Origin of the sequence: Nocardiopsis sp. LDBS0036, from assembly GCF_041228755.1 — a bacterium.
In the GTDB taxonomy this organism is placed as follows: domain Bacteria; phylum Actinomycetota; class Actinomycetes; order Streptosporangiales; family Streptosporangiaceae; genus Nocardiopsis; species Nocardiopsis dassonvillei.
The window spans coordinates 3,254,097-3,277,798 of sequence record NZ_CP141103.1 but is presented as its reverse complement, the minus strand read 5'-3'; the positions used below and the strand labels follow the sequence as shown (position 1 = coordinate 3,277,798).

The 23,702-nt window shown below is 73.1% G+C and carries 21 protein-coding genes; 8 read left to right on the top strand and 13 right to left on the bottom strand.

Annotation, left to right across the window (positions count from 1 at the left end; all coding sequences use genetic code 11):
• From UIS43_RS13740 to UIS43_RS13720, 5 genes are all read right to left on the bottom strand, one after another.
• Entirely contained in the window at positions 1-753 is a 753-nt protein-coding gene (locus UIS43_RS13740) for an ABC transporter permease (RefSeq protein ID WP_013155016.1), read from the bottom strand.
• Entirely contained in the window at positions 753-1,508 is a 756-nt protein-coding gene (locus tag UIS43_RS13735) for an ABC transporter permease (protein WP_358170600.1), read from the bottom strand. The genes UIS43_RS13740 and UIS43_RS13735 overlap by 1 nt, the downstream gene beginning before the upstream one ends.
• A complete protein-coding gene (locus tag UIS43_RS13730) occupies positions 1,505-2,404 on the bottom strand; it encodes an ABC transporter ATP-binding protein (protein ID WP_370010199.1) in 900 nt (299 codons plus the stop codon). Before UIS43_RS13730 ends, UIS43_RS13735 begins: the two co-directional genes overlap by 4 nt.
• 228 nt (positions 2,405-2,632) lie before the next feature.
• Positions 2,633-3,328, bottom strand: coding sequence for a response regulator transcription factor (locus tag UIS43_RS13725; RefSeq protein ID WP_013155013.1), 696 nt, complete (start codon positions 3,326-3,328; stop codon positions 2,633-2,635).
• Positions 3,325-4,851, bottom strand: coding sequence for a histidine kinase (locus UIS43_RS13720; RefSeq protein WP_370013212.1), 1,527 nt, complete (start codon positions 4,849-4,851; stop codon positions 3,325-3,327). Before UIS43_RS13720 ends, UIS43_RS13725 begins: the two co-directional genes overlap by 4 nt.
• 204 nt (positions 4,852-5,055) lie before the next feature.
• On the opposite strand from UIS43_RS13720, the gene galE reads away from it, so the two are divergent.
• Complete coding sequence (gene galE, locus UIS43_RS13715; RefSeq protein ID WP_013155011.1) at positions 5,056-6,069, top strand: UDP-glucose 4-epimerase GalE; 1,014 nt, start codon at positions 5,056-5,058, stop codon at positions 6,067-6,069.
• A gap of 134 nt (positions 6,070-6,203) precedes the next feature.
• The gene (gene guaA / locus UIS43_RS13710) at positions 6,204-7,784 is read left to right on the top strand and encodes a glutamine-hydrolyzing GMP synthase (protein WP_013155010.1); all 1,581 of its coding nucleotides are present in this window, start codon (positions 6,204-6,206) and stop codon (positions 7,782-7,784) included.
• Positions 7,785-8,020: 236 nt separating this feature from the next.
• Here the strand turns inward: guaA and UIS43_RS13705 are convergent, their stop codons facing one another.
• Entirely contained in the window at positions 8,021-9,979 is a 1,959-nt protein-coding gene (locus tag UIS43_RS13705; protein ID WP_370013211.1) for a protein kinase, read from the bottom strand.
• Between the two features lie 262 nt (positions 9,980-10,241).
• Between UIS43_RS13705 and UIS43_RS13700 the strand changes: the two genes are divergently transcribed.
• The 3 genes from UIS43_RS13700 to UIS43_RS13690 all read left to right on the top strand — a co-directional run bounded on the left by UIS43_RS13700 (position 10,242) and on the right by UIS43_RS13690 (position 12,919).
• On the top strand, positions 10,242-11,222 hold the full coding sequence (locus tag UIS43_RS13700; protein ID WP_358170605.1) for a 4-(cytidine 5'-diphospho)-2-C-methyl-D-erythritol kinase: 981 nt from the start codon (positions 10,242-10,244) through the stop codon (positions 11,220-11,222).
• An 83-nt stretch (positions 11,223-11,305) separates the two neighbouring features.
• A complete protein-coding gene (locus UIS43_RS13695; RefSeq protein WP_041553241.1) occupies positions 11,306-12,010 on the top strand; it encodes a thiamine pyrophosphate-dependent enzyme in 705 nt (234 codons plus the stop codon).
• 9 nt (positions 12,011-12,019) lie between these two features.
• Complete coding sequence (locus tag UIS43_RS13690; protein WP_013155006.1) at positions 12,020-12,919, top strand: transketolase family protein; 900 nt, start codon at positions 12,020-12,022, stop codon at positions 12,917-12,919.
• A 238-nt stretch (positions 12,920-13,157) separates the two neighbouring features.
• Here UIS43_RS13690 and UIS43_RS13685 read toward each other — a convergent pair whose 3' ends face one another.
• From UIS43_RS13685 to UIS43_RS13670, 4 genes are read right to left on the bottom strand one after another with little or no spacing between them, the layout of a single operon-like run.
• Positions 13,158-14,054: a carbohydrate ABC transporter permease gene (locus UIS43_RS13685; protein ID WP_013155005.1), complete on the bottom strand. Its 897-nt coding sequence runs from the start codon at positions 14,052-14,054 to the stop codon at positions 13,158-13,160.
• Complete coding sequence (locus tag UIS43_RS13680) at positions 14,051-15,007, bottom strand: carbohydrate ABC transporter permease (RefSeq protein ID WP_013155004.1); 957 nt, start codon at positions 15,005-15,007, stop codon at positions 14,051-14,053. The genes UIS43_RS13685 and UIS43_RS13680 overlap by 4 nt, the downstream gene beginning before the upstream one ends.
• The gene (locus tag UIS43_RS13675; RefSeq protein ID WP_013155003.1) at positions 15,004-16,362 is read right to left on the bottom strand and encodes a sugar ABC transporter substrate-binding protein; all 1,359 of its coding nucleotides are present in this window, start codon (positions 16,360-16,362) and stop codon (positions 15,004-15,006) included. Before UIS43_RS13675 ends, UIS43_RS13680 begins: the two co-directional genes overlap by 4 nt.
• 17 nt (positions 16,363-16,379) lie before the next feature.
• Positions 16,380-17,381, bottom strand: coding sequence for a zinc-dependent alcohol dehydrogenase family protein (locus tag UIS43_RS13670; protein ID WP_013155002.1), 1,002 nt, complete (start codon positions 17,379-17,381; stop codon positions 16,380-16,382).
• Between the two features lie 177 nt (positions 17,382-17,558).
• Here UIS43_RS13670 and UIS43_RS13665 point away from each other — a divergent pair, with 177 nt between their 5' ends.
• The 3 genes from UIS43_RS13665 (at position 17,559) to UIS43_RS13655 (ending at position 21,139) form a co-directional block, all read left to right on the top strand.
• Positions 17,559-18,497: a sugar-binding transcriptional regulator gene (locus UIS43_RS13665; protein WP_013155001.1), complete on the top strand. Its 939-nt coding sequence runs from the start codon at positions 17,559-17,561 to the stop codon at positions 18,495-18,497.
• 167 nt (positions 18,498-18,664) lie between these two features.
• The gene (locus tag UIS43_RS13660) at positions 18,665-20,443 is read left to right on the top strand and encodes an ABC-F family ATP-binding cassette domain-containing protein (protein ID WP_013155000.1); all 1,779 of its coding nucleotides are present in this window, start codon (positions 18,665-18,667) and stop codon (positions 20,441-20,443) included.
• A 201-nt stretch (positions 20,444-20,644) separates the two neighbouring features.
• A complete protein-coding gene (locus UIS43_RS13655) occupies positions 20,645-21,139 on the top strand; it encodes a glutathione peroxidase (RefSeq protein WP_013154999.1) in 495 nt (164 codons plus the stop codon).
• Between the two features lie 64 nt (positions 21,140-21,203).
• Here UIS43_RS13655 and UIS43_RS13650 read toward each other — a convergent pair whose 3' ends face one another.
• The 3 genes from UIS43_RS13650 to UIS43_RS13640 all read right to left on the bottom strand — a co-directional run bounded on the left by UIS43_RS13650 (position 21,204) and on the right by UIS43_RS13640 (position 23,689).
• On the bottom strand, positions 21,204-22,193 hold the full coding sequence (locus tag UIS43_RS13650) for a GDSL-type esterase/lipase family protein (protein ID WP_013154998.1): 990 nt from the start codon (positions 22,191-22,193) through the stop codon (positions 21,204-21,206).
• A gap of 244 nt (positions 22,194-22,437) precedes the next feature.
• Entirely contained in the window at positions 22,438-22,947 is a 510-nt protein-coding gene (locus tag UIS43_RS13645) for a MarR family winged helix-turn-helix transcriptional regulator (RefSeq protein WP_013154997.1), read from the bottom strand.
• An 85-nt stretch (positions 22,948-23,032) separates the two neighbouring features.
• The gene (locus UIS43_RS13640; RefSeq protein WP_370013210.1) at positions 23,033-23,689 is read right to left on the bottom strand and encodes a TetR family transcriptional regulator; all 657 of its coding nucleotides are present in this window, start codon (positions 23,687-23,689) and stop codon (positions 23,033-23,035) included.
• Positions 23,690-23,702: the final 13 nt, after the last annotated feature.

Below are 23,702 nucleotides of genomic sequence, written 5' to 3'. Positions count from 1 at the left end.
TCAGCGCACGTCCCGGCGGCTCAGCACCGTCGCGGAGAGCGCCCACAGGGCGAGGGTGGTCGCCGCGGCCGCCAGCACGACGGAGAACGCCGTCGGCAGGTCGAGGGACCCCGCGTCGGAGACGGCGGTGCTGCCCAGGCTGAGCGACGTGGTGACCAGCGACTGCGGCAGGAGGTAGGAGACCACCCCGCCCTCCCCGGAGTAGAGGAGGCCGATCCCGGCGACGCAGCCCAGGAGGCCCAGGGCGACGGGCGCGGCGAAGGAGCGGACCAGCATCGACAGCAGGGACTGCAACGCGGCGACCGGCAGCGCGGCGACGACACCCAGCAGGGCGGCGGCCGCGCTGTGCCAGGGCAGCCAGCCGTCCAGGCCCAGGACGAGCTTCCCGCTCAGCGTCACCAGCCCCAGCAGCACGGACTGCATCGTCACGACCACCAGGGCGAGCGAGGCGAGCTTGGCGCCGACGACCGAGAACGCCCGCGCGGGGGTGGCCATCAACAGGTTCCAGTTGTGGCCCCGGTGCTCCATGCGCCAGGCGGCCGACGCCGCCACCGCGACCCCCATCGACATGAACACCATGCCGTAGAAGAGCACCACCTGGGACCAGTAGGACGCCCACCCGGAGGAGAGGGCCTCCACGTTGCCCGCGTAGTTCACCGTCCCCGTGATGACCGCGAGCAGCGGCAGCACCACGGCCACGATCCACAGGGCCGAGCGGCGCAGCTTGGCGAGTTCGGCGAGGACCATCCCCATCACGCCTCCGTCCGGTCGAAGCGGTGGCCGGCCACGACGAACAGGGCGGCCACGAGCACCAGGAACGCGGCCAGCCAGCCGTATCCGGGCGTGATCGCGACGAAGCCGTCGTCTCCCATCCCCAGCGGGGAGACGACCGCGTAGTAGCCCCAGGGCAGCGCGCGCGCCAGGGCCGGGGGCATCAGCAGGGTGAACACCCCGCAGAACGAGCCGAGCAGCCCGAGCGCCAGCCCGACGAGCTGGTTCTCCACCCGGGCGGCCAGCAGCACGTGCAGGCACAGCATCGCCAGGTTCACCAGGAGCAGGCCGAAGGCGTACCAGACCCACATCCCGACGCGCGGCTCCACGGTGATCCCCGCGGCCAGGCCCGCCGTGAAGACCAGGATGGTCTGGACGGCCACCGCGACCGCCAGCAGCAGACCCAGCACCGCGACCTTGGCCCGGCACAGCCGTCCCGGACCGAACCCGGCCACCTGCGACAGCGTCCAGCCCCGGCCCTGGTGCTCGATGTCGACCTGCCTGCTGGCCAGCACCGAGACCAGGAGGGGCGAGGTCATGGCCGCGATCATGACGTAGCTCATGAACAGGCTTTCCCACGGCTGGGCGGCCGGATCGCCGAAGCCCTCCCGTGCGGAGTCCGACATCAGGTTCACGCAGGACAGGCCCACGACGGCGGCCACCATGACCGCGCAGACCACCACGACCCGGAGCCTGCGCGCCTTGCGCAGTTCGAGTCCCACCGCCGTCAGGATCACAGCAGCCCCTCACGGCCGGTGAGGTCCATGAAGACCTCCTCCAGGGACTGCTGGACGCGCCGCACCCCGTGGACCGGTACGTCGCCCTCGACGAGGCGCCGGACGAGCGCGGCGGTGTCCTCGTCGCCGAACCCGGACAGGCGCACGCCCCGCTCCGCGCGCACGGCGGGGACGCCCAGGGCCAGGGCCCGGTCGGGTTCGGGGGTGTCCACGAGCAGGTCCGGCACGCTGCGGTGGAACAGCTCGGTCCGGGTGCCCTGGAAGACCAGCTTCCCGCGGCCCAGGATGCCCAGCACCGAGGCCATCCTGTCGATCTCGTCGAGCAGGTGGCTGGAGATCATGACCGTGACGCCCTCCCCGGCCAGCGTCACCAACAGTTCGCGGATCTCCTCGATGCCCGCGGGGTCCAGGCCGTTGGTGGGCTCGTCGAGGATGAGCAGGCGCGGCTCCCGCGCCAGGGCCATCGCGATGCCCAGACGCTGCTTCATCCCCAGCGAGTACGCCCGGACGAGCTTGCCCATGTGCTCCTGGAGGCGCACGGTGGCGACCGCGCGGGAGACCTGCCGGTCGCTGAGACCGAGCATCCGCTGGACGATCGCCATGTTCTCCCGCCCGGTCAGGTGGGCGTAGCCGGGAGGCGCCTCGATGAGGGAGCCGATCTCCCGCAGCAGGGCGGGGCGCGTGTCCCGGTTCATCGGCTGCCCGAAGACGGTGATCTCGCCCCGGGTGGGCCGGGCCAGCGACAGCAGCATCTTCATGGTGGTGGACTTGCCCGAGCCGTTGGGGCCCAGGAAGCCGTAGACGCAGCCCGGCGGCACCCGCAGGTCGAGGTCGTCGACGACGGTGCGCGCACCGTAGGCCTTCGTCAGGTGGTGGGTGGTGATGATGTGGTCCATGGAACTCCTTCCGCCGAGGAGTCTCCGGCGCCGGACCCGAGGAGGGCATCGTGCCGGGGGAGGGGAAACGCGCTCGTACCGCGGTAGGAGGAGGGGACGCGGGGCGGCGGGCGCTCCGGACGGACTGAGGCAGGAGCCGGGCACTGCCGGTGCGGCGGGGCACGGGGAAGGCCGGTGGCGCGGAGCCGGGCGGGGCGTCGGGAGGGGCGGGCTCGCCGGGGTGCCCGTTCACGCCTCCCGGAGCAGGTCCTCGCGGCCCACCAGCCCGGCGCGGAACGCGAACAGCACGGCCTGCACCCGGTCACGGGAGCCGGTCTTGGCCAGGACGTGGCCGACGTGGGTCTTGACCGTGGGCATGGACAGCACGAGGCGCTCGCAGATCTCCGTGTTCGTGTACCCCAGCGCCACGGCGACGAGGACCTCCTGCTCGCGCGGGGTCAGCGAGGCGACGGCGCGGCGGGTGTCCCCGTCGATCGGGACCGGGCGGGAGGAGGGGCCGCCCAGCAGCGGGCGCACGTGCCCGAGCAGTCTGCGCGTGGAGCTGGCCGAGATGACGGAGTCGCCCCGGTGCACGGTCCGCACGGCCTCCAGCAGCTCCTCGGGCGGGGTGTTCTTGAGCAGGAAGCCCGCGGCCCCGGCCTCCACCCCCTCGACCACGTACTCGTCGGTGTCGAAGGTGGTGAGGATGACGACGCGGCAGTCCGCCCCGGAGGAGACGAGGGAGCGCGTGGCGCTCAGCCCGTCCGTACCGGGCATCTGGACGTCCATGAGCAGGACGTCGACGGGGTCGGAGTGCTGCCTGGCGAGGGCCTGGGCCCCGTCGCCCGCCTCCCAGGCCACGGTCAGGTCCGGCTGGGAGTCGATGACCATCGCCATGCCCGCCGTGAACAGCACCTGGTCGTCGGCCAGCCCCACGCGGATCACGCCTCCTCCCAGGGGACCACCGCGCGCACCCGCCAGGTGCCGGTGGCGTCGTCGGCGCCGACCTCCAGGGTGCCGCCGTGCAGGCCCACGCGCTCGCGCATGCCGACCAGGCCGTGGCCGGGGCCCCGCCGAGCGCCGCCCGGGACCGCCCCGACGGCGGAGGGCGCCTTGGCGGCGGAGTGTCTCCCGGTACCGGAGGGCCTTCCGGTGCGGCAGGAACCCGCGGGCGCCGAGGGGCCCGAGGCGTCCGCGGGTGTCGATGGACCCGAGCGGCCCGTGGGAGGGACCCCCTCGGGTGCGGAGAGGGCCGTGGGCATGGAGGGGCCCGCGAACACCGGGGGAGCCGAGGGGCCTCCAGACGCGGACGGACCTGTGGATTCCGAGCGGCCTGAGGGGCCCGCGGGTGTGGTGAGGGCCGCGGGTGCGGCCTCGCGGACGGAGTTGGCCACGTCGATCCCGACCCGCCCGGGCGACCACGTCAGCTCGACCCGCGCGGCGGCGGGTCCCCCGTGCTTGAGCGCGTTGGCCAGCGACTCCTGCACCACGCGGTAGACCGTCAGGGACGCGGTCGCCGGCAGGGTCGCCGGGGCGCCGGTGTCCGCCCGGCCGCCGCGCGGGGCGGCCGGGGACCCGTGCTGGACCAGGCGGATCCGCAGACCGGCGCGGCGGTACTCCTCCACGAGGCCGGGCAGGTCGCCGACCCCGGGGGCCGGGGCGGCCCCGCGCTCCTCGCCGTCGCGCAGGACGCCCAGGAGCTGGTGCAGTTCCGCCGCCGACTCGCGTCCCACCTGGGCGACGGTGGCCAGGGCGGCCACCGCGCGCTCCGGGGCGGCCTTCGCGGCGTAGCGGCCGCCGTCGGCCTGGGCGACGATGACGTTCAGCGAGTGCGCGAGGATGTCGTGCATCTCCCGGGCGATGCGCGTCCGCTCGTCGAGCGCGGCCAGGCGCACCTCCTGCTCCCGCTGGGTCTCCAGCAGCCGGGCGTGCTCCACGACGCGGGCGAACTCCTCGCGGTTGCGCCTGCGGAACGCTCCGAGCAGGGAGAACAGCGCGACCGCCGTCCACGCCGAGACGACGCTGTTGAGGCGCAGCTCCAGGTCCGCGGAGAGGTTCTCCGGCGGGATGGAGAGGACGGCCCAGGCCGCTCCGGCCAGGAGCAGGAGGAGACCGACGGCGCGCCACGGGCGCGGGAGCTCGGCCTGCGCCGTGTAGGACGCGACCAGGGCGCAGATGCCCACCGGGGCCGTGGGCTGGTCGAACCAGAGGATGTGGAACGCCAGCAGGACGCCCAGCACCGCGAGGCACGCGAACGGGCGGACGCGGCGCAGGGCCAGGGCGGCGCAGCACGCGGTGGCCAGCACGAGGTAGACCCACGACTCGGCGGTGTCGAAGCTGGCCCTCGGCCAGGTCGCCATCGACATGGCGAACCAGACGACGGCCCAGAGCGCGTCCACGGCGAGCACGTGGCCGCGGGCCCACAGCGTCACGCGGTCCAGGAGGGAGCGTGGGGACAGGTCGGGCATTCCCCCAGGATAGGAACGCGCGAGCCGGAGGGCCTCGTGCCACGGCATGAGACCGGGGCGTCCGAAAGGCGGTCCCGCGGCCCCCGCATGTCGCCGAAGGGCAGGTCACGGGGCATGGCGTGTCCACGGGCCCGCTCCCGGAGGGCGCCTATCCTGGGGAGCGCCCGCGACGCGGCGGGCGCACTCCACCCAGGGAAGCGAGACATGAACGTACTGCTCACCGGCGGTGCCGGGTACATCGGCTCCCACACGGCGGTCGAACTCCTCGAAGCCGGGCACGAGGTCGTGGTCGTGGACCTCCTCTCCAACAGCCACGAGGAGGCCCTGCGCCGCGTCGAGCGCATCACCGGGCGCGCCGTCGCCTTCCACCGGGCCGACTGCGCCGACCCCGAGGCGATGCGCCGGGTCTTCGCCGAGCACCGCGTCGACGCCGTCATCCACATGGCCGGGCTCAAGGCCGTGGGGGAGTCGGTGGAGCAGCCGCTGCGCTACTACCGCAACAACATGGACGCCCTGTTCACGCTCATCGAGGTCATGGACGAGCACGGCGTGCGCGACCTGGTGTTCAGCTCCTCGGCCACCGTCTACGGCGACCCCGAGCAGGTGCCGATCACCGAGGACAGCGCCCTGTCCGCCACCAACCCCTACGGCGCCACCAAGCTGTTCGCCGAGCGCGTCCTCCAGGACACGGCCGCCGCCGACCCGCGCTGGCGGATCACCGCCCTGCGCTACTTCAACCCCATCGGCGCCCACCCCAGCGGCCTGATCGGCGAGGACCCCCAGGGCGTTCCCAACAACCTCTTCCCCTACGTCGCGCAGGTCGCCGCGGGCCGCCGCGAGCGGCTGAACGTGTTCGGCGACGACTACGACACCCCCGACGGCACCGGCGTGCGCGACTACCTGCACGTGGTGGACCTGGCCCAGGGGCACATGGCCGCCGTGGAGCACCTCGCCGACGCTCCCGGGTACCGCGTCTACAACCTGGGCACGGGGCAGGGCACCTCCGTCCTGGAGGGCCTGCGCGCCTTCGAACGCGCCACCGGCGTGGCCGTCCCGTACGCCGTGGTCGACCGCCGCCCCGGCGACATCGCCGTGTGCTACGCCGACCCCTCGGCCGCCGCACGCGACCTGGGCTGGAAGGCCGTGCGCACGGTGGACGACGCCTGCCGCGACGCGTGGCGCTGGCAGTCGGCCAACCCCGCGGGCTTCACCGCCTGAGCCCCGGGAAGCCCTCCCGGCCGCCCCGTCGCGCGAGCTGAGCCGGACCGCACACGCGCGCGGGGCCTTCCGGGCGTGTGCAACGCCCTAGACTGGGCGGACATCCCTGTACTTCCTGCGGAAGGTCCTCCGTCGTGTCCGTTGGTGCTGAGAGCACGTTCGACACCGTTCTCGTCGTCGACTTCGGCGCGCAGTACGCGCAGCTGATCGCACGCCGGGTCCGCGAATGCCACGTGCACAGTGAGATCGTGCCCTCGACCATGCCCGTCGAGGAGATGCTCGCCAAGAAACCCAAGGCCATCATCCTCTCCGGCGGACCGTCGTCGGTCTACGCCGAGGGGGCCCCGAACCTGGGCCCCGAGCTGTTCGAGACCGGGGTGCCCACCTTCGGCATCTGCTACGGCTTCCAGGCGATGACCCGGGCCCTGGGCGGCACCGTCGCCAGGACCGACCTCAGTGAGTTCGGCCGCACCGAGCTGTCGGCGGTCACCGACTCCCTGCTGTTCGCCGGGATGCCCGCCGAGCAGCTGGTCTGGATGTCGCACGGCGACTCGGTGGTGGAGGCCCCCGAGGGCTTCGCCACGACCGCCAGCACCGCGGGGGCCCCGGTCGCCGCGTTCGAGCACACCGGCCGCAACCTCTTCGGCGTCCAGTTCCACCCCGAGGTCCTGCACACCGAGCACGGCCAGGAGGTGCTGCGCCGCTTCCTGTACGAGGGCGCCGGGTGCCGCCCCACCTGGACGATGGTCAACATCGTCGAGGAGCAGCTGGAGCGCATCCGCGAGGACATCGGCGACAAGCGCGTCATCTGCGCGCTGAGCGGCGGCGTGGACTCCGCGGTGGCCGGCGCGCTGGTGCAGCGCGCCGTCGGCGACCAGCTGACCTGCGTCTTCGTGGACCACGGCCTGCTGCGCAAGGGCGAGGCCGAGCAGGTGGAGAAGGACTTCGTCGCGATCACGGGCGCCAAGCTCAAGGTCGTGGACGCCGAGGAGCGGTTCCTGTCCGCCCTCGCGGGGGTCTCCGACCCCGAGGAGAAGCGCAAGATCATCGGCCGCGAGTTCATCCGCGTGTTCGAGCAGGCGGCCCGCGAGGTCGTCGCCGAGAGCGGCGAGACCGGCGCCGAGGTCGAGTTCCTGGTGCAGGGCACCCTCTACCCCGACGTGGTGGAGTCCGGCGGCGGTACCGGGACCGCCAACATCAAGTCCCACCACAACGTGGGCGGGCTGCCCGACGACCTCCAGTTCACGCTGGTGGAACCGCTGCGCGAGCTGTTCAAGGACGAGGTGCGCAAGGTCGGCGAGGAGCTGGGCCTGCCCGCCGAGATGGTCTGGCGCCAGCCCTTCCCCGGCCCCGGCCTGGGCATCCGCATCATCGGCGAGGTCACCCGCGAACGCCTGGAGATCCTGCGCGAGGCCGACGCGATCGCCCGCGAGGAGCTGACCCGCGCCGGACTCGACCGCGACATCTGGCAGTGCCCGGTGGTGCTGCTCGCCGACGTGCGGTCGGTGGGCGTGCAGGGCGACGGGCGCACCTACGGCCACCCGGTCGTGCTGCGCCCGGTCAGCAGCGAGGACGCCATGACCGCCGACTGGTCGCGCGTGCCCTACGACGTGCTGGCCAGGATCTCCAACCGCATCACCAACGAGGTGCGCGAGATCAACCGGGTGGCGCTGGACGTGACCAGCAAGCCCCCGGGCACCATCGAGTGGGAGTAGCCCCCTCGGGGGAGTGAACCCGGAGGGCGGGCCCCCCGAGGAGACGGACGGGCCCGGGTCGACGACGCGTCGTCGACCCGGGCCCGTCCGTTCGTCTTCGCGGCGCCGTTCCGGGCACCGGTCGTCCACAGGCGCGGACCGGGGGCGCCGGTGCGGTGTCCTGGATACAGGGGGCTCCCCACCCCGGCGGCACGGTGCCGCCCTGCGACAGGCGCGGCCCGACCCCGGTCCGGGGCTCAGTCCACGATGTGCTCGATGTTGATCTCCGTGGCCTCCGCGCCCGTCCGGTGGTTGAGCACCAGCGTGCGCGGGTCCATGTCGTCGCGGAGTATGAACACCAGCTCGCCCCCGGCGGCGACCCCGGGACTGATCCCGGCCGGGTCCCACAGCGGGGCCTCGACCTCGCGCACGGACGGCGCCTGGGCGTTGACGGGCTCCCCGCTGGTCGTCATCTGCTGCTCTGTGTGCTCGAACCTCACCAGTTCGTCGCTGACGTTGAACAGCTCCAGGTCCACCACGCAGTACTGGCCGGTCGAGGGCAGCTCCGAGCGGATGTTGTGCTCGGTCAGGCCGCAGCTGACGCCGCGGATCCGGTACTCGACCATGCGGTCGGCCGAGGCGCCCGACATCCCGCTGGGCACCTCGCCGGGCGCCTCCTCCTCGTCGGCGCCGCCGGGGGACTCGTCGCCGGGCGTGGGCTCCTGCGGTTCCTGGGCGGCGCCCGTCTGCTCGGAGGAGTCCCCCTGGGGGTCGCCGTCCCCGAAGAGCGACCAGTCGCTGAGGTTGGTCAGCACGGTCGCCATGACGATCAGGGCCGCCAGCAGCGCCACGGCGCCCAGCACCAGGGCCACGACCGTCCCCTTGCGCCGGTTGGGCGCGGCGGGCTGGTGCGGTGGCGGCGGCACCGGCGGAACGTAGGGCTGCGGACCCCGGCGGCCCGTCTGCTGGTCGGCCGGGGGGACCATCGGGATCGGCCCGGTCGAGGCGGGGTGCGGCGCCTGGGCGGGGCCGGGCACGGGCCGGGACTGCTGCACCGGGCCGCCCTGGGGCTGCCCGCCCGGGGCCTGGACCCCGGGGGCCTGGTGCACCTGCTGCGCCTGGCCCCCCGGCGGGGGACCGGCCGGATGGCCCGGCGGCGGCCCCTGCGGGCGCGGGTAGTTGCCCGTCTGGTGCGCGGGCGGGGGCATGGGCGCGGGCGGTGCGCCCTGGTACTGGCCGGGCGCCGGGTGCCGCATGCCCGCCATGGTCTGGTGCGGCCCCTGCTGGGGGTGGGGCATGCCGTGCGGGGGCATCGGGGGCAGGTTGGGCCGCCACGACTGGTGCAGCGCGTGGGACACCATGTCGTTGGGGTTGCTGTTGTCCTCGCCGCCCGCCAGCTCCAACAGCAGGTCCTGGGCGGTGGGGCGGCGGCCCGGCTCCTTGGCCAGCGCGCGCGTCACCAGGCGGTCCAGGGGGCTGATCAGGTTGCCGATCTGGGGTTCGGCGAACAGCACCCGCTTGCCCAATGTCATGGCGTCGCCGTTGCCGAAGGGGTGGGTGCCGTTCCCGGCGAAGGCCACCAGGCAGCCCCAGGCGAAGATGTCCGCCGAGGTGGTGACCTTCTCCTCCAGCAGCTGCTCGGGAGCCATCCAGCCGGGGCTGCCCATGACGATGCCGGTCTGGGTGTGGTTGGTGGCGGTGTTCATCGCGCGGGCGATGCCGAAGTCGATCACCCGGGGCCCCGAGAGCGACAGCAGCACGTTGGCGGGCTTGAGGTCGCGGTGGACCAGCCCGGTGCGGTGGATGGCGGCCAGGGCGGCCGCCACGCCCAGTGCGAAGCCGTGCAGCGTCGAGGAGTCCAGCGGACCGTTCTCGGCGATGTGCTCGGCCAGGGCGGTGCCCGCGATGTACTCGGTGACCATGTAGGGACGGTTCTCGAACGTCCCGTGGTCGAGCACCTTGGCGGTGCAGAAGGAGGCGACCTTGCGGGCGTTCTCCATCTCGTCGCGAAAGCGCGCCCGCGTCGCCTCGTCGAAGGCGAGCTCCGGGCGGATGACCTTGATGGCTACCTGGTTGTTGCGCTCGGGAGTGCTGCCCAGGTAGACGGTTCCCATGCCGCCGCTACCCAGCTTCCCGGACAGCACGTAGGGACCGATGGTGGCCGGATCCCCGGCGGCCAGCGGTTCCAGGTTCTTCGGGAGCCCATCCGACGGCAAGCGACCCTCCCCGACGGTGTCCAAACTCCGCCTTGCCCCAAGGTAGCGGTGTTTGTGCCCGGATTCCCACTCACGGGCCTGATTGGGCCGTTCTGGGGGCGGGCGGAAACTGACATGACAGTGGTGACGATCCCCGAACCGCGTCCGGGGTTCCCGTTTTCCTCTGACGGCGTACGCGCCGACGGGAGGCGGTGAACACACCGGAGCCCCCGCAGGGCACTGTGTTCACGCAAGGTGGGGGTTCCTTTACGATTGGGGACTCGTGACCGTTAATACCACCGTAACCGTGCGGGTCCCCGCGAAGGTGAACCTCCAGTTGGCGGTGGGGCCCAGACGTGAGGACGGGTTCCACGACCTCGTCAACGTGTTCCACGCCGTCTCGCTGTTCGATGAGGTTACCGTCCAGGCGGCTTCCTCGCGCCGACCGAGCCCGCCCGGCGGTGTCGGATCGGCCGCCGAAGCCTTCGCCGGACTGACCGCGGGCGGCGCGCTGGGGTCCCACCTGTCCCGGGTGCCCCTGGACGGGTCCAACCTGGCCGCGCGCGCGGTGACCCTGCTGGCGGAGCGGACCGGCCGGGGCCTCCCCGTCACGGTCCACCTGGACAAGAACATCCCGGTGGCGGGCGGCATGGCCGGGGGCAGCGCGGACGCCGCGGCCGCCCTGCTGGCCTGCGACCGTCTGTGGGGTTGCGGCCTGCCGCTGGAGGAACTGCTCGGGTACGCGGCCGACCTGGGCAGCGACGTCCCCTTCGCGCTGCTGGGCGCCACCGCGGTGGGCATGGGGCGCGGGGAGGTCCTGCGGCCGATGACCAGTCCGGGAAGGTTCCGCTGGGTCTTCGCCCTGTCGCCGCACGGCCTGTCCACGGCCAGCGTGTTCGCCGAGTACGACCGCATCCGCCCGGACGCCCCCGAGCCCCTGCTGGACCGGGGGCTGGCCGACGCGCTCGCCGGCGGCGACCCGGCGGCCCTGGGAGCCGCGCTGACCAACGATCTCCAGGAGGCCGCGCTCTCGCTGCTGCCCGAGCTGGAGCGCACCCTCAAGACCGGCGCCGGTGCGGGGGCGCTGGGCTCCCTGGTGTCGGGGTCCGGTCCGACCTGCGCCTTCCTGGTCGGCGGCGGCGCCGAGCGGGAGTCGGTCGTCGCGGAGCGGGAGGCCGCGGTGGTGGCGGCGCTGGAGGGCAGCGGGCTGTGCGAACAGGTCGTGACGGCGCACGGGGACGTCCCCGGGGCCACCGTCCTGTGACGTAAATCACTTCTGCCTTTCCCGGTCGGAGGGGGCTCGCGCCAGTTGACCTCAACCATTGTTGAGGTTCAACACTGGTGGACATGACCACCGCAACCGCTCTCTCGCGCTACGCCGACCTGCCGGCCCTCATCGGACTCATGGAGGGTGACGAGAAGCACAACGGGGCGGCCCACTCGACACTCGACATCGTGTGGGTGCTCTACGACCGTGTGCTGTCCGTCACCCCCGAGACCGCCGACGATCCCGCACGGGACCGGTTCCTGCTCTCCAAGGGGCACGGCCCCGCCGCCTTCTACGCCGTGCTCGCGGCCAAGGGCTTCCTGGACGTGCCGACGCTGCGCGGCTGGACCGCCTTCGACTCACCGCTCGGCCACCACCCGGACCGGCTGCTCGTGCCGGGCGCGGAGATCGGCAGCGGGTCGCTCGGCCACGGGCTGCCCCTGGGCCTGGGCAGCGCGCTCGGCCTGCGCGCCCAGGGCGTCCGCCGCTCCGACGGGACCGAACCCCGCGTCGTGGTGCTCGTCGGCGACGGCGAACTCGACGAGGGCAGCAACCACGAGGCCATCGCCGTCGCCGGACGGCTCGGCGTGGACAACCTCACCGTCGTCGCCGTGGACAACGCCTCCGCCAGCCACGGATGGCCGGGCGGGATCGGCGCCCGCTTCGGGATCGAGGGCTGGGAGGCCCGCGACGTCTCCGGCCGCGACCACGACGCCCTGTACGGGGCGCTCACCCGGCCCCACCCCGGACGGCCGCTGGCCGTCGTCGCCCGCGTCCGTTCCTAGGAGAACCCCATGCGTGACACCTTCGCCGCCACCGTCAACCGCGCCATGGACACCGACCCCCGCCTGACCGTCGTCCTGGCCGCCATCTCCACGGGCATGTTCCGCGGAGCCGCCGCCCGCCACCCCGGCCGTGTGATCGACATGGGCATCCGGGAGCAGGCCATGATCGGCGTGGCCGGGGGACTGGCCCTGACCGGGATGCGCCCGGTCGTGCACAGCTACGCGCCCTTCCTGGTGGAGCGGCCCTTCGAACAGCTCAAACTGGACCTGGGCCACCAGGGCGTGGGCGCCGTCCTGGTGAGCATCGGCGGCTCCTACGACGCCGCGGAGGAGGGGCGCACCCACCAGGCGCCCGGTGACGTGGCGCTGCTGGACACCCTTCCGGGGTGGACCGTGTACGCGCCGGGGCACCCCGACGAGGTGCGCGCCGCCCTGGAGGCCGCCCTGCCCGGGGAGGACCGCGTGTACGTGCGCCTGTCGGGGACCTCCAACCGCGCGGCGATGCCGTTGGACGGACGCCTCAGCGTGGTGCGCACGGGCTCGCCGCGTTCGGCCGGGGTGGTGGTGGCGGTCGGGCCGATGCTGGACCGGGTGCTGGAGGCCACCGCCGACCTGGACGTGACGGTCGCCTACACGGCCACCGTGCGCCCCTTCGACCGCGAGGGGCTGAGCGCGCTCGTCGGCGCGGCGGGCAACGCCGACGTGCTGGTGGTGGAGCCCTACCTGAGCGGGACCTCGGCGCACGAGGTCGCCGCGGCGCTGGCCGACCGGCGCCACCGCCACCTGGGCCTGGGCGTGGCACGGGACCGAGAGGTGCGCGCCTACGGAACCCCGGCGCAGCACGCCCAGGCGCACGGACTGGACACCGAGGGCGTCGCCAAGTCCGCCCGGGCCTTCTTCCTCGTGTGACCCGCCCGCCGGTGTGACCGGTCTTCCCGTGTGACCCGCCCGCCGGTGCGGCCCGCCTCCCCGCGTCGGGCCCGTGCGCACGAAGGCGCGGACCACCGGCGCGCGCGGGCCGGCGGTCCACACCCCACGGCCCGCCCCAAGGCGCGGGCCCCGCGTCCCGGCTCCCGCCGCCGCGGCGGGCGGGACGATCACCCGGACCCGCCCGGGGCCCTGCGTGGTGCGGCCCCGGGCGCCTCCTCTACTTGACGGCGCCCATCGACAGGCCGCGCACCAGCTGGCGCTGGGCCGCCCAGCCCACCACCACGATGGGCAGCGACGCCATGACGGCGGCCGCCGCCAGCTGCGCCACGAACAGTCCCTCGCTCGTGATGAAGCCGGTGAGGAACACCGGGACGGTCGCGGCCCGGGCGGCGGTCAGGTTGACGGCGAAGAAGAACTCGTTCCAGGCGAAGATCATGCAGATCAGCGCGGTCGCCGCGATGCCCGGGGCCATCACCGGCATCATCACCGACCACAGCACGCGCGCCAGCCCGGCTCCCTCCACCCGGGCCGCCTCCACGATCGCCTTGGGCACCTCCAGGAAGAACGACCGCAGCATCCACACCGCGATGGGCAGGTTCATCGCCGTGTACAGCACCACCAGGGTCCACACGTTGTCCAGCATGGACAGGTGCGCGGCGGCGACGTAGATCGGCACCACGACCGCCACCACCGGCAGCATCTTCGTCGAGATGAAGAAGAACAGCACGTCCTGGGTCCGCTTGACCGGGGCCACCGACAGCGCGTAGGCGGCGGGCAGCCCGAGCAGCAGCACCAGGAGCGTGGACGCCAGGGTGGCGATCGCCGAGTTGCCCAGGTACGGCACGAAGTCCGCGCCCAGGACGGTGGTGAACCGGTCCAGGGTCGGCTGGAAGAAGAGCGTCGGCGGGTCGGTCGCGGCCTGGTTCTCCTCCTTGAACGCGGTCAGCACCAGCCACAGCACCGGGAACACGAACACCAGTCCCACGGCCCACGTGAACACGGTCAGGGCGGCGCTCCCCAGCCGGGCCCGGGAGCGGCCGGCCGCGCGCGGCGCGCGTGCGGCGACGGCGCCGCCCGCGGCGCCCGCGGGTCGTTCGGGGGCTCGGGCGGTCACGATGTCGCCTCCTGTGCGTTCATGAACGTGCGGAAGATCAGCCGCAGGGCCAGCGTCGCCACGATGATGGTGCCGACCACCACCACGACGCCCATGGCCGCGGACTGGCCGATGTCGAACCCGAGGAAGGTCCGCTGGTAGACGTAGAAGGGCAGGTTGGAGCTGGCGGTGCCCGGCCCGCCCTGGGTCATCATGTAGATCGTGTCGAAGGTGTTGACCACGTAGACCGACCCCAGCAGCACGCCCAGCTCGATGTAGCGGCGCAGGTGCGGCAGGGTGATCCAGGCGAACGTCTGCCACCGGGACGCGCCGTCGACCTGGCCCGCCTCCAGTACGTCGGAGCCCTGGCTCTGGAGTCCCGCCAGCACCAGCAGCATCATGAACGGCGTCCACTGCCAGACCAGCGCGGCCACCACGGAGAACACGGGCGCCTGGGAGACCCAGTCGAACGACTCGACCCCGAACGGCGACAGCACGAAGTTCACCAGGCCGAACACCGGCTCCAGCATGATGTGCTTCCACAGCAGCGCCGTGGCCACGGGCAGGATCAGGAACGGGGTGATGACGAGCGTGCGCACCACGCCTCGCCCTCTGAACTTCCGGTCCAGCAGCAGCGCGAGCCCGATGCCCAGCAGCATCGCCACCACCACGCAGGAGGCGGTGATCAGCACCGTGTTCGCCGCCGCGCCCAGGAACTGCCGGTCGGTGAAGACCGCCGCGTAGTTGGCCAGGCCCACCCACGCCTGGGAGTCGGGCCGCAGCAGGTTCCACGAGCGCAGCGAGTACACGACCGTCGCCAGGAACGGCAGCTGCGTGACGACCAGCATGAACACCAGGGCGGGCAGGAGCGGGGCCCGGCGGGCCCATCCGCCCCCGCCGCGGCTCCGCCTCGGCCGCTCGGGCGGCGTCGCCGCCGCGGGCGCCTCGCGCGCGGGCGCGGTCACAGCGCTCATCGGTCGTCCTCCCTGTAGGTCCCACCGACGACCTCGGCGTACTCCTGGCTCTGTTCGAGCGCCTGCTCGACGGTGATCTGCCCGGCTATGGCCGCGCTCAGCTGCTGGCTGACCCGGGTGCCCAGGTCCTGGAACTCGGGGATGGCGAGGAAGCCGATGCCCTCGTAGGGGACCGGGCGCGTGCCCGGGTCCTCGGGGTCCGCCTCCTGGATGCCCTGGAGCATGGGCTCGGCGTAGGCCCGGGCGGCCTCCCGGTACTCGGGGACCTCGAACGTGGAGAGCCGGTTGCCGGGCGGCACCCGCTGCCAGCCGTACTCCTCGGCGACGGTGCGCACGTAGTCCTTGTCGGTCATCCACTCCAGGAACGCCCACGCCTCCTCCTTGTGCTCGGAGGTGGAGGGGACGCCCAGCGCCCAGGTGTAGAGCCAGCCGCCGTAGTCGGTCTCGGCCACCGGCGCCGCGGCGTAGCCGTTGAGCCCGGCCACGGTCGCCGAGTCCGGGTCCTCGATGGTGCTGACCATGGAGGTGGAGTCGTAGAACATGGCCGCCCGGCCCTGGGAGTAGCGGTTCAGGCAGTCCCCGAACCCGCTGTTGGCCGCGCCCGGCTGGCCGTGCTCACGCGCCAGGCCCACGTAGAACTCGGCCGCGCGCCGGAACTCGGGGGAGTCGATCTCGGCGTTCCAGTCCTCGTCGTACCAGCGCCCGCCGAAGGTGTTCAGGACGCTGTTGAAGGGGCTCAGCACCTCGCCCCAGCCCGCGAGGCCGCGCAGGCAGATCCCCGAGACCCCCGGCTCCACGCCGTCGAGCTCGGCGGCCAGGTCCGCCACCTCCTCCCAGGTGGGGTCGGGCGGCATCTCCACCCCGGCCTGCTCGAACAGGTCCTTGCGGTAGGCGAGGAAGGAGGACTCGCCGTAGAAGGGCACCGAGTACATGTCGCCCTCGTGGGACAGGTCCTCCCTGATGGAGGGGATGAAGTCCTCGTGGTCGTAGCCCCCGGCGGCGTCGATGGAGGGTTGCAGGTTCTCCAGCCAGCCGTACTCGGCCCACTGGCGGGTCTCGTAGTTGCTGATCATGACGACGTCGAACTCGCCCCCGCCGGTGGCCACGGAGGTGGTGATCTTGGCGCGGGCCTCGTTCTCGGGCAGGGACACGAAGTCGAGCGCGATGCCGGGGTGCTCCGCGCGGAACCGCGACTCCAGGGAGATCGCGTCCTGCATCTGCGGGTTGGACACGATCGCGACGGTCAGCCGGACGGCGCCGTCCTCGGAGGGGAGGGCGCCCGTCCCGGCGCACCCGGTGAGCAGCAGTCCGCAGGCGGCGACGGCGGTCGCCCGGACGGCGTAGGTGGTGTGCACTTGGCTGCCTTCCCGGGTCAGGCGGTCTCGTCGGGGACGACCTGGACCTTCACCCCGGTGCCCGCGCGCATCATGGCCAGCGCCTCGGGGAACTTCTCCAGGGGCAGGGCGTCGGTGAGCAGCGGCGCCGTGCGCACCGCGCCGCTGCTGATGAGGTCCACGGCCGCCCCGTAGCTGTTGAGCACGGCCATGGAGCCCACGACGGTGATCTCGTCGTTGTAGATCCGAAACGGCGACAGCGCCACGCGGGCCGCCTCGTCGGCGACCCCGAAGACCAGCAGGCGCCCTCCCCGCCGCAGCGAGTCGAAGGCCGCCTCGATGGCGGAGGGCGCGCCCGTGACGTCCACCGCGGCGTCGAAGCGCTCGTCGCCCAGCTCGGACGCGTCCGTCGCGGTCGCGGCGGCGCCGAGGTCGGTCGCGATGGCCAGGCGGCGGGTGTTGCGGTCCACCACCGTCACGCGGGCGCCGGAGTTCTGCAACAGCTGCTGGAGGAGCAGGCCCATGGTCCCGGCGCCCACCACCAGGAAGCGCTCGCCGGTCTCCACCCCGATGCGCCGGACACCGTGGACGGCGCACGAGAGCGGCTCGACCAGGGCGCCCTCGCGCATGCTCACCGAGTCGGGCAGGCGGTAGCAGTTGGCGGCGGGGACGGCCACGTACTCGGCGAACGCGCCGTCCACGGTGTCGCCGATCGCGCCCCAGTTGGCGCACAGGTTGCCCCGTCCGGCGCGGCAGTACTCGCAGTGCCCGCAGAACAGGGAGGGGTCCACGGCCACCCGGTCGCCGGGGCGCAGGTCCCCCGGGGCGTTCTCGCCGACGGCCGTGACCGTTCCGGCGAACTCGTGCCCGGGCACCAGCGGGTAGGGGCTGGGCGGGAACTCCCCGTCGGCGATGTGCAGGTCCGTCCCGCAGATCCCGCAGGCGCCGACCCGGACCACCACGCCGTCGGCGGCGGGGTGCGGGTCGGGGCGGTCCCCCACGGTGACGGAGCCCGGTTCGGTGATGATGGCGGCACGCACGGTTGGGAACCTCCCGTTGAACGCTCATGTGAGCGATGTGAGTCACATATGTTTCGAACATTGAACGCCCATCGGAAACGCGCTGTCAATGGATCCGGCACATTCGAGTACACTTCTGCACGTATGAGCGATCAGCGTGGTGAGGTTCAGGAGACGGCCCCCAGCGGCCCCGCGGAGATGGTGCGGCTCGCCGCCATCGCCCGCAGGTTCTACCTGGACGGGCGGTCCAAGGTGGAGATCGCCGAGGAGTTCGGCCTGAGCAGGTTCAAGGTCGCCCGTGACCTGGAGACCGCCCGCAGCAGCGGGATCGTGCGCATCGACATCCGCCTGCCCGCCCGGCTGGACGGGGAGCTGTCCGAGCGCATGCGCGCGGCCTTCGGCCTGCGCCGGGCGATCGTCGTGGACGCCCTGGACGACCCGCGGGACACGCGCCGGGCGCTGGGGTCGGTGGCGGCGCGGCTGCTGTCGGAGATCGTGCGGCCCGACGAGGTACTGGGGCTGGCCTGGAGCAGGTCGCTCCAGCTGATGGGCCTGGACATGGTGGACCTGCCGCGCTGCACGGTGGTGCAGCTCAACGGCGTGCTGTCCGAGCAGGCGGAGGGCGGCGGATCGGTCGAGACGGTGCGCCGGGCGGCCGCGCTCTCGGGCGGACCGGCGTACCCGATCTACGCGCCGCTCATCCTGCCGGACGCCGCCACGGCGGCGACGCTGCGCGCCGACCCGGGCATCGCCTCGGCGTTCGCGCACTTCGACCGACTCACGACGGCCGTGGTGGCCATCGGGGGCTGGGACGAGCGCAACTCGACCGTCTTCCAGGCGCTGGACCCGGACTCGCGGGCCAGGTACACCGCGCTGGGCGTGTGCGCGGAGATGTCCGCCCAGCTGTTCGACGCCGACGGCCAGCAGGTGCACTCCGACCTTGACGAGAGGGTCATCAGCGTCCGGGCGGACCAGCTGCGCCGGGTGCCCGAGGTGGTGGCGGTCGCCGGCGCCGGGGACGAGGCCAAGGCCAGGGCGATCGGCGCCGCGCTGCGCAGCGGCCTGGTGTCCACGCTGGTGACGGACGACGCCGTGGCCAGGCTGCTGCTCGACGGGGAGCCGACGGGGCGGGAGTGAGACACCGGTCGCCGCCCCGGGGGAGCGGCGGCGGGCGCGGGAAGGGACTCCGGTGACGCCGCGTGCCCGGCGCCTCCGCCCGTCGGGGGCCGCCCTCCCGCCCCGGAGCCGTCCGGGGGAGCGGCGGCGGTCAGCGCACCACGGCACTGCCGCCACAATGGATAGCGATGAATCTGGTCAATCTTCAGGACGTGTCCCTGGCCTACGGGCCGCTCGTACTCCTCGACAAGGTGTCGCTCGGCGTCGACGAGGGTGAGCGCATCGGCGTCGTCGGCCGCAACGGCGGCGGCAAGTCCACGCTCATCTCCGTGCTCTCGGGCATCACCCGGCCCGACTCCGGGCGGGTGGTGCACAACCGCGGGCTGCGCATCGGCTTCCTGCACCAGCGCGACACCTTCCCCGACTCCACGGTCGGGGAGTTCGTCCTGGGCGACCGGGCCGAGCACGAGTGGGCGGGCGACGCCCGCGTCCGCGACATCCTGCGCGGACTCCTCGGCGGCTGGGCCCTCGACACCCCCATGAGCGGCCTGTCCGGCGGCGAGCGCCGCCGCTCCGGCCTGGCCCGGCTCCTGGTGGGCGACCACGACCTCATCGTGCTCGACGAGCCCACCAACCACCTCGACATCGAGGGCATCGCCTGGCTCGCCGAGCACCTGCGCGCCCGTCCCGAGGCGCTCGTGGTCGTCACCCACGACCGCTGGTTCCTGGACGCCGTCACCACCCGCACCTGGGAGGTCGGACGCGGCGCGGTCGAGCGCTACGAGGGCGGTTACGCCGCCTACGTCCTGGCCAAGGCCGAGCGCGAGCGCCAGGCGGCCGCCGCCGAGGAGCGCCGCCAGAACCTCATGCGCAAGGAGCTGGCCTGGCTGCGCCGCGGCGCCCCGGCCCGCACCTCCAAGCCCAAGTTCCGCATCGAGGCGGCCAACCAGCTCATCGCCGACGAGCCGCCGCCCCGCGACACCGTCGAACTGGTCAAGTTCGCCAGCTCCCGGCTGGGCAAGACCGTCATCGACCTCAAGAACGTGTCCGCGTCCGTCCCCGACCGGACCCTGCTCGACCACCTCACCTGGCAGCTGGGCCCCGGCGACCGGGTCGGCCTGGTCGGGGTCAACGGCGCGGGCAAGTCCACCCTGCTCAGGATCCTGGCCGGGGAGCGCGAGCCCGACTCCGGCAGCGTGCGCACCGGCCGGACCGTCAAGCTCGCCCACCTGTCCCAGAACGTCGCCGAACTCGACCCCGCCGCCCGCCCCCTCCAGGCGGTCATGGACGTGCGCGAGCACGTCACCATCGGCAAGCGCGACTACACCGCCAGCCAGATGCTGGAGCGGTTCGGGTTCCGCGGGGAGCGCCAGTGGACCCCGATCGGCGACCTGTCCGGCGGTGAGCGACGCCGCCTCCAGCTGCTGCGGCTGCTCATGGACGAGCCCAACGTGCTGCTGCTGGACGAGCCCACCAACGACCTGGACATCGAGACGCTCACCGAGCTGGAGGACCTGCTCGACGGCTGGCCCGGCTCCCTGGTGCTGGTCAGCCACGACCGCTACTTCCTGGAGCGCATCACCGACCGCGTGCTGGCCCTGATGGGCGACGGCGGCCTGGCCTTCCTGCCCGGCGGCGTGGACGAGTACCTCCAGCGCCGCGCGGCCAGCGCGGGCGAGGCCACCGTGCCGCTGGGCGCCTCCGAGGCCGCCGCGGCCCAGGCCCCGGCGGAGCAGCCCGCGGTGTCGGCGGCCGAGCGGCGCGCCGCGCAGAAGGAGATGCAGCGCGTCGAGCGGCGCATGGACCGCATCGCCAAGCGGGAGGCGGAGCTGCACGAGCTGATGGCCGCCGCGGCCGAGGACTACACCCGGCTCGCCGAACTCGACGCAGAGGCCAAGGCCCTGGCCGTCGAGCGCGGGGAGCTGGAGGAGGTCTGGCTGGAGCAGGCCGAACTCGTCGGGGAGTGAGGCCGCGGCGCGGCTGACCGCGAAGGACGCCCGGCCGGAGAACTCCGGCCGGGCGTCCGGCTCGTAGGGGCGGTACGGCTGGACCGGGGCCCCTTCCTGAGAAAGAATCCGAGCCACGGCGGCGTGCGCTCCGAATACGCCGTGAAGCACCGCGCCGCGCGGTGGGCGTCGGCGCCCCGGCAAACGAGGAGATGGACGCGGATGAGTGACCTGGACGAGATCCCGGTGACCCTGATCGACGGACGCGAGACGACGTTCGGCGAGTGGTCGGGCAAGGTGAGGCTGGTGGTCAACGTCGCCTCGCGCTGCGGCTACACCCCGCAGTACGAGCGGCTGGAGAAGCTCCAGCACCGGTACGGCGACCGGGGGTTCACCGTGCTCGGCGTGCCCAGCAACCAGTTCCTCCAGGAGTTCGGCAGCGAGGAGAAGATCGCGGAGTACTGCTCGGCCACCTGGGGCGTCACCTTCCCCATGACGGCCAAGGCCAAGCTCAACGGCAAGCAGCAGCACCCGCTCTACGCGGCGCTCTCCTCCGCCGAGGACGAGGACGGCAAGGCGGGGAAGGTCAAGTGGAACTTCGAGAAGTTCCTCGTCCTCCCCGACGGCGCCGTGCACCGCTTCCGCAGCTCGACCGAGCCCGACGACCCCGGGATCACCGCGCTCATCGAGAAGGCGCTCCCCGGCGACGCGGGGTAGCCGGAGCCGCCCCCGCCCGCTCCCCGGCGGCCCGCCCCGAACGCGGCCGCCGGGTCCGGCCGGGTCACTCGGCCCGGTCCACCTGCCGGGCGAAGACGGCGGCGATCTCGCGCGCGCCCTCCTCGTTGGGGTGGATGTCCGGGCCCCGCTCGCCGTGGCACATCCACGTCAGGTCGCAGACGTTCTGGAGGTTGGCGGGCAGCCCGGTCTCGCTGCCCCGGGGCACCTCCTGGTTGGTGGACTCGAAGACCGCGTCCACCTCCGCCACGTCGATCCCCTCCGCCCGGTAGGCGTCGGCGATCGTCCCGTTGACCTCCAGCAGGATGTCCACCGCCTCCTCGGCCAGACCCCCGCGCGCCTCGGTCTCGGGGAAGAGCTCCTCGGCCTCCTCCGCCGCCGCGGTCGCCTGCTGGGCGGGGTCCCCGTCCAGCAGCAGGAAGGCCAGGAACGGGTTGTAGTAGGTCATCCCGACGATCTGCGTGTCCGGCCCCGCCGCCTCGCGCAGCCGCTCGGCGATCTCGGGGGTCTCCTCCCGGAGCCGGTCCAGGCCCTCCTCCACGCACGCGCGGTCGATGTCCACGTCCCCGGAGTCGGGGGCCTGCCCCTCGGGGGTGTTGATCCCCCGCACGCAACGGGTGAAGTTGTTGGCGCCGATGGTCAGGGTGACCAGGTCCACCTCGCCCCGGTGCCCGGCCAGGAAGGCCTCGGCCTCCTCCAGCTGCGAGCCGTGCTCGTAGCGAGGGTCGCAGCCGGGCAGCCCGCCCTCCATGAAGGTGGTGGTGTCCTCTCCCGCGCACCCCATCCGCTCGTGCCGCAGCTCCGGGCGCTCCTCCTTCAGGGTGCGGTACAGGACGTCGGTGTAGCCCTCGGGGGTCTCCACCGGTCGGCCGTTCCCGTCGGGCTGCACGCCCACGCTGATCGAGTCGCCCAGGGACAGGTAGTGGCCGCCGGAGTCCGCCCCGCCGCCTTCGCCGCCGGGGCTCCCGCCGTCACCGTCCCCGCCACCGTTGCCCGAGCACCCCGCGACCAGCACGGCCGCGGCCGCCACGGCCATCCAACGGACCCGCACGTGTTCCCCCGAACGATCGACTGCGCGTACCGGGGCTGGACTACCCCGGGACGCGCGGTTCTCACGCGGTACGGCCGTGCGGCGTCCGACACACGGCGGCGGTCCCGCCTCCGGGGGCGAGGGGGGAGTGCGCGCCGGTCGGCGGACCCGTTCGGCGAGGACGGCGGCGATTCCCCGCGCGCCCTGTGCGTGTGGATGCCCGGCCCCCGGGGAGGCCGGTACCGCCTGTCTAACCCTGCTGGCCCCCGGGGCCCCGGTCGAGGGGCGCCAGGAGGCGTCTGAGTAACGACGCCAGCTGTTCGCGGTCGCCGTCGGCCATCGGCGCCAGCAGGGTCTCCTCGTAGCTCAGGAGCGACCTGAGGGCCGCGTCGATGCGCTCGGCGCCCCGCTCGGTCAGCCGGACCAGGACCCCGCGCTTGTCGGCGGGGTCGGGGCGGCGCCGCACGAGCCCGGCCGCGGCCAGCCGGTCCACCCGGTTGGTCATGGTTCCCGAGGTCACCAGGGTGGCGCGCAGCAGCCGTCCGGGGCTCAGCTCGTACGGGGGGCCGGAGCGGCGCAGCTCGGCGAGCACGTCGAACTCCCAGGGCTCCAGGTCGTGCTCGGTGAAGACGGTGCGCCGGGCACGGTCCAGGTGGCGCGCGAGCCGCGACACCCGGCTGAACACCTCCAGCGGCGTCACGTCCACGTCGGGGCGTTCGGAGCGCCACGCCTCGATCAGCCCATCCACCTCATCGCGCATGGGGACAGCTTATCTCTTGACATCAAGATAGTGGGGCGGGTATGCCGTGCACACCCGCCCCACAGGTCACCAGGACCGCCCCGCGTCAGCCCGTTCTGCGCTTGCCCGGGCTCAGCCTCGGCTTCGGCTCCAGGCTCGACAGTCCGTTCCAGGCCAGGTTGACCAGGTGCGCGGCGACCACCTCGCGCTTGGGCCTGCGCACCTCCAGCCACCACTGGCCGGTCAGGGCCCACATCCCCACCAGGGCCTGGGCGTACATGGGGGCGAGCGCCGGGTCGTAGCCCCGTTCGGCGAACTCGTCGACCATGATGTGCTCGACCTGGCTGGCGATGTCGTTGAGCAGACTGGCGAAACTCCCCGTGCCGGAGGCCGCGTGCGAGTCCCGGGTCAGCACCCGGAACCCCACGGTGTTCTCCTCCACGTACCGCAGCAGGGCCAGGGCCGCGTTCTCGATCTTGCTCCGGGCGCCGTCGGCGGAGAGGGCCTCGCCCATCATCGCCAGGAGGATGCGCATCTCACGGTCGACCACGACCGCGTAGATGCCCTCCTTGCCGCCGAAGTGCTCGTACACCACGGGCTTGGACACACCGGCCCGCGCGGCGATCTCCTCGACGGAGGCCGCGTCGAACCCGCGCTCGGCGAACAGCTCCCGGCCGATCTCCAACAGCTGTTGCCGACGCTCCTTGCCCGTCATGCGCTTGCGGCGCACACGGATCTTCTGACCGCTGTCGGCTGCTCCCATGATGGCTACCGAT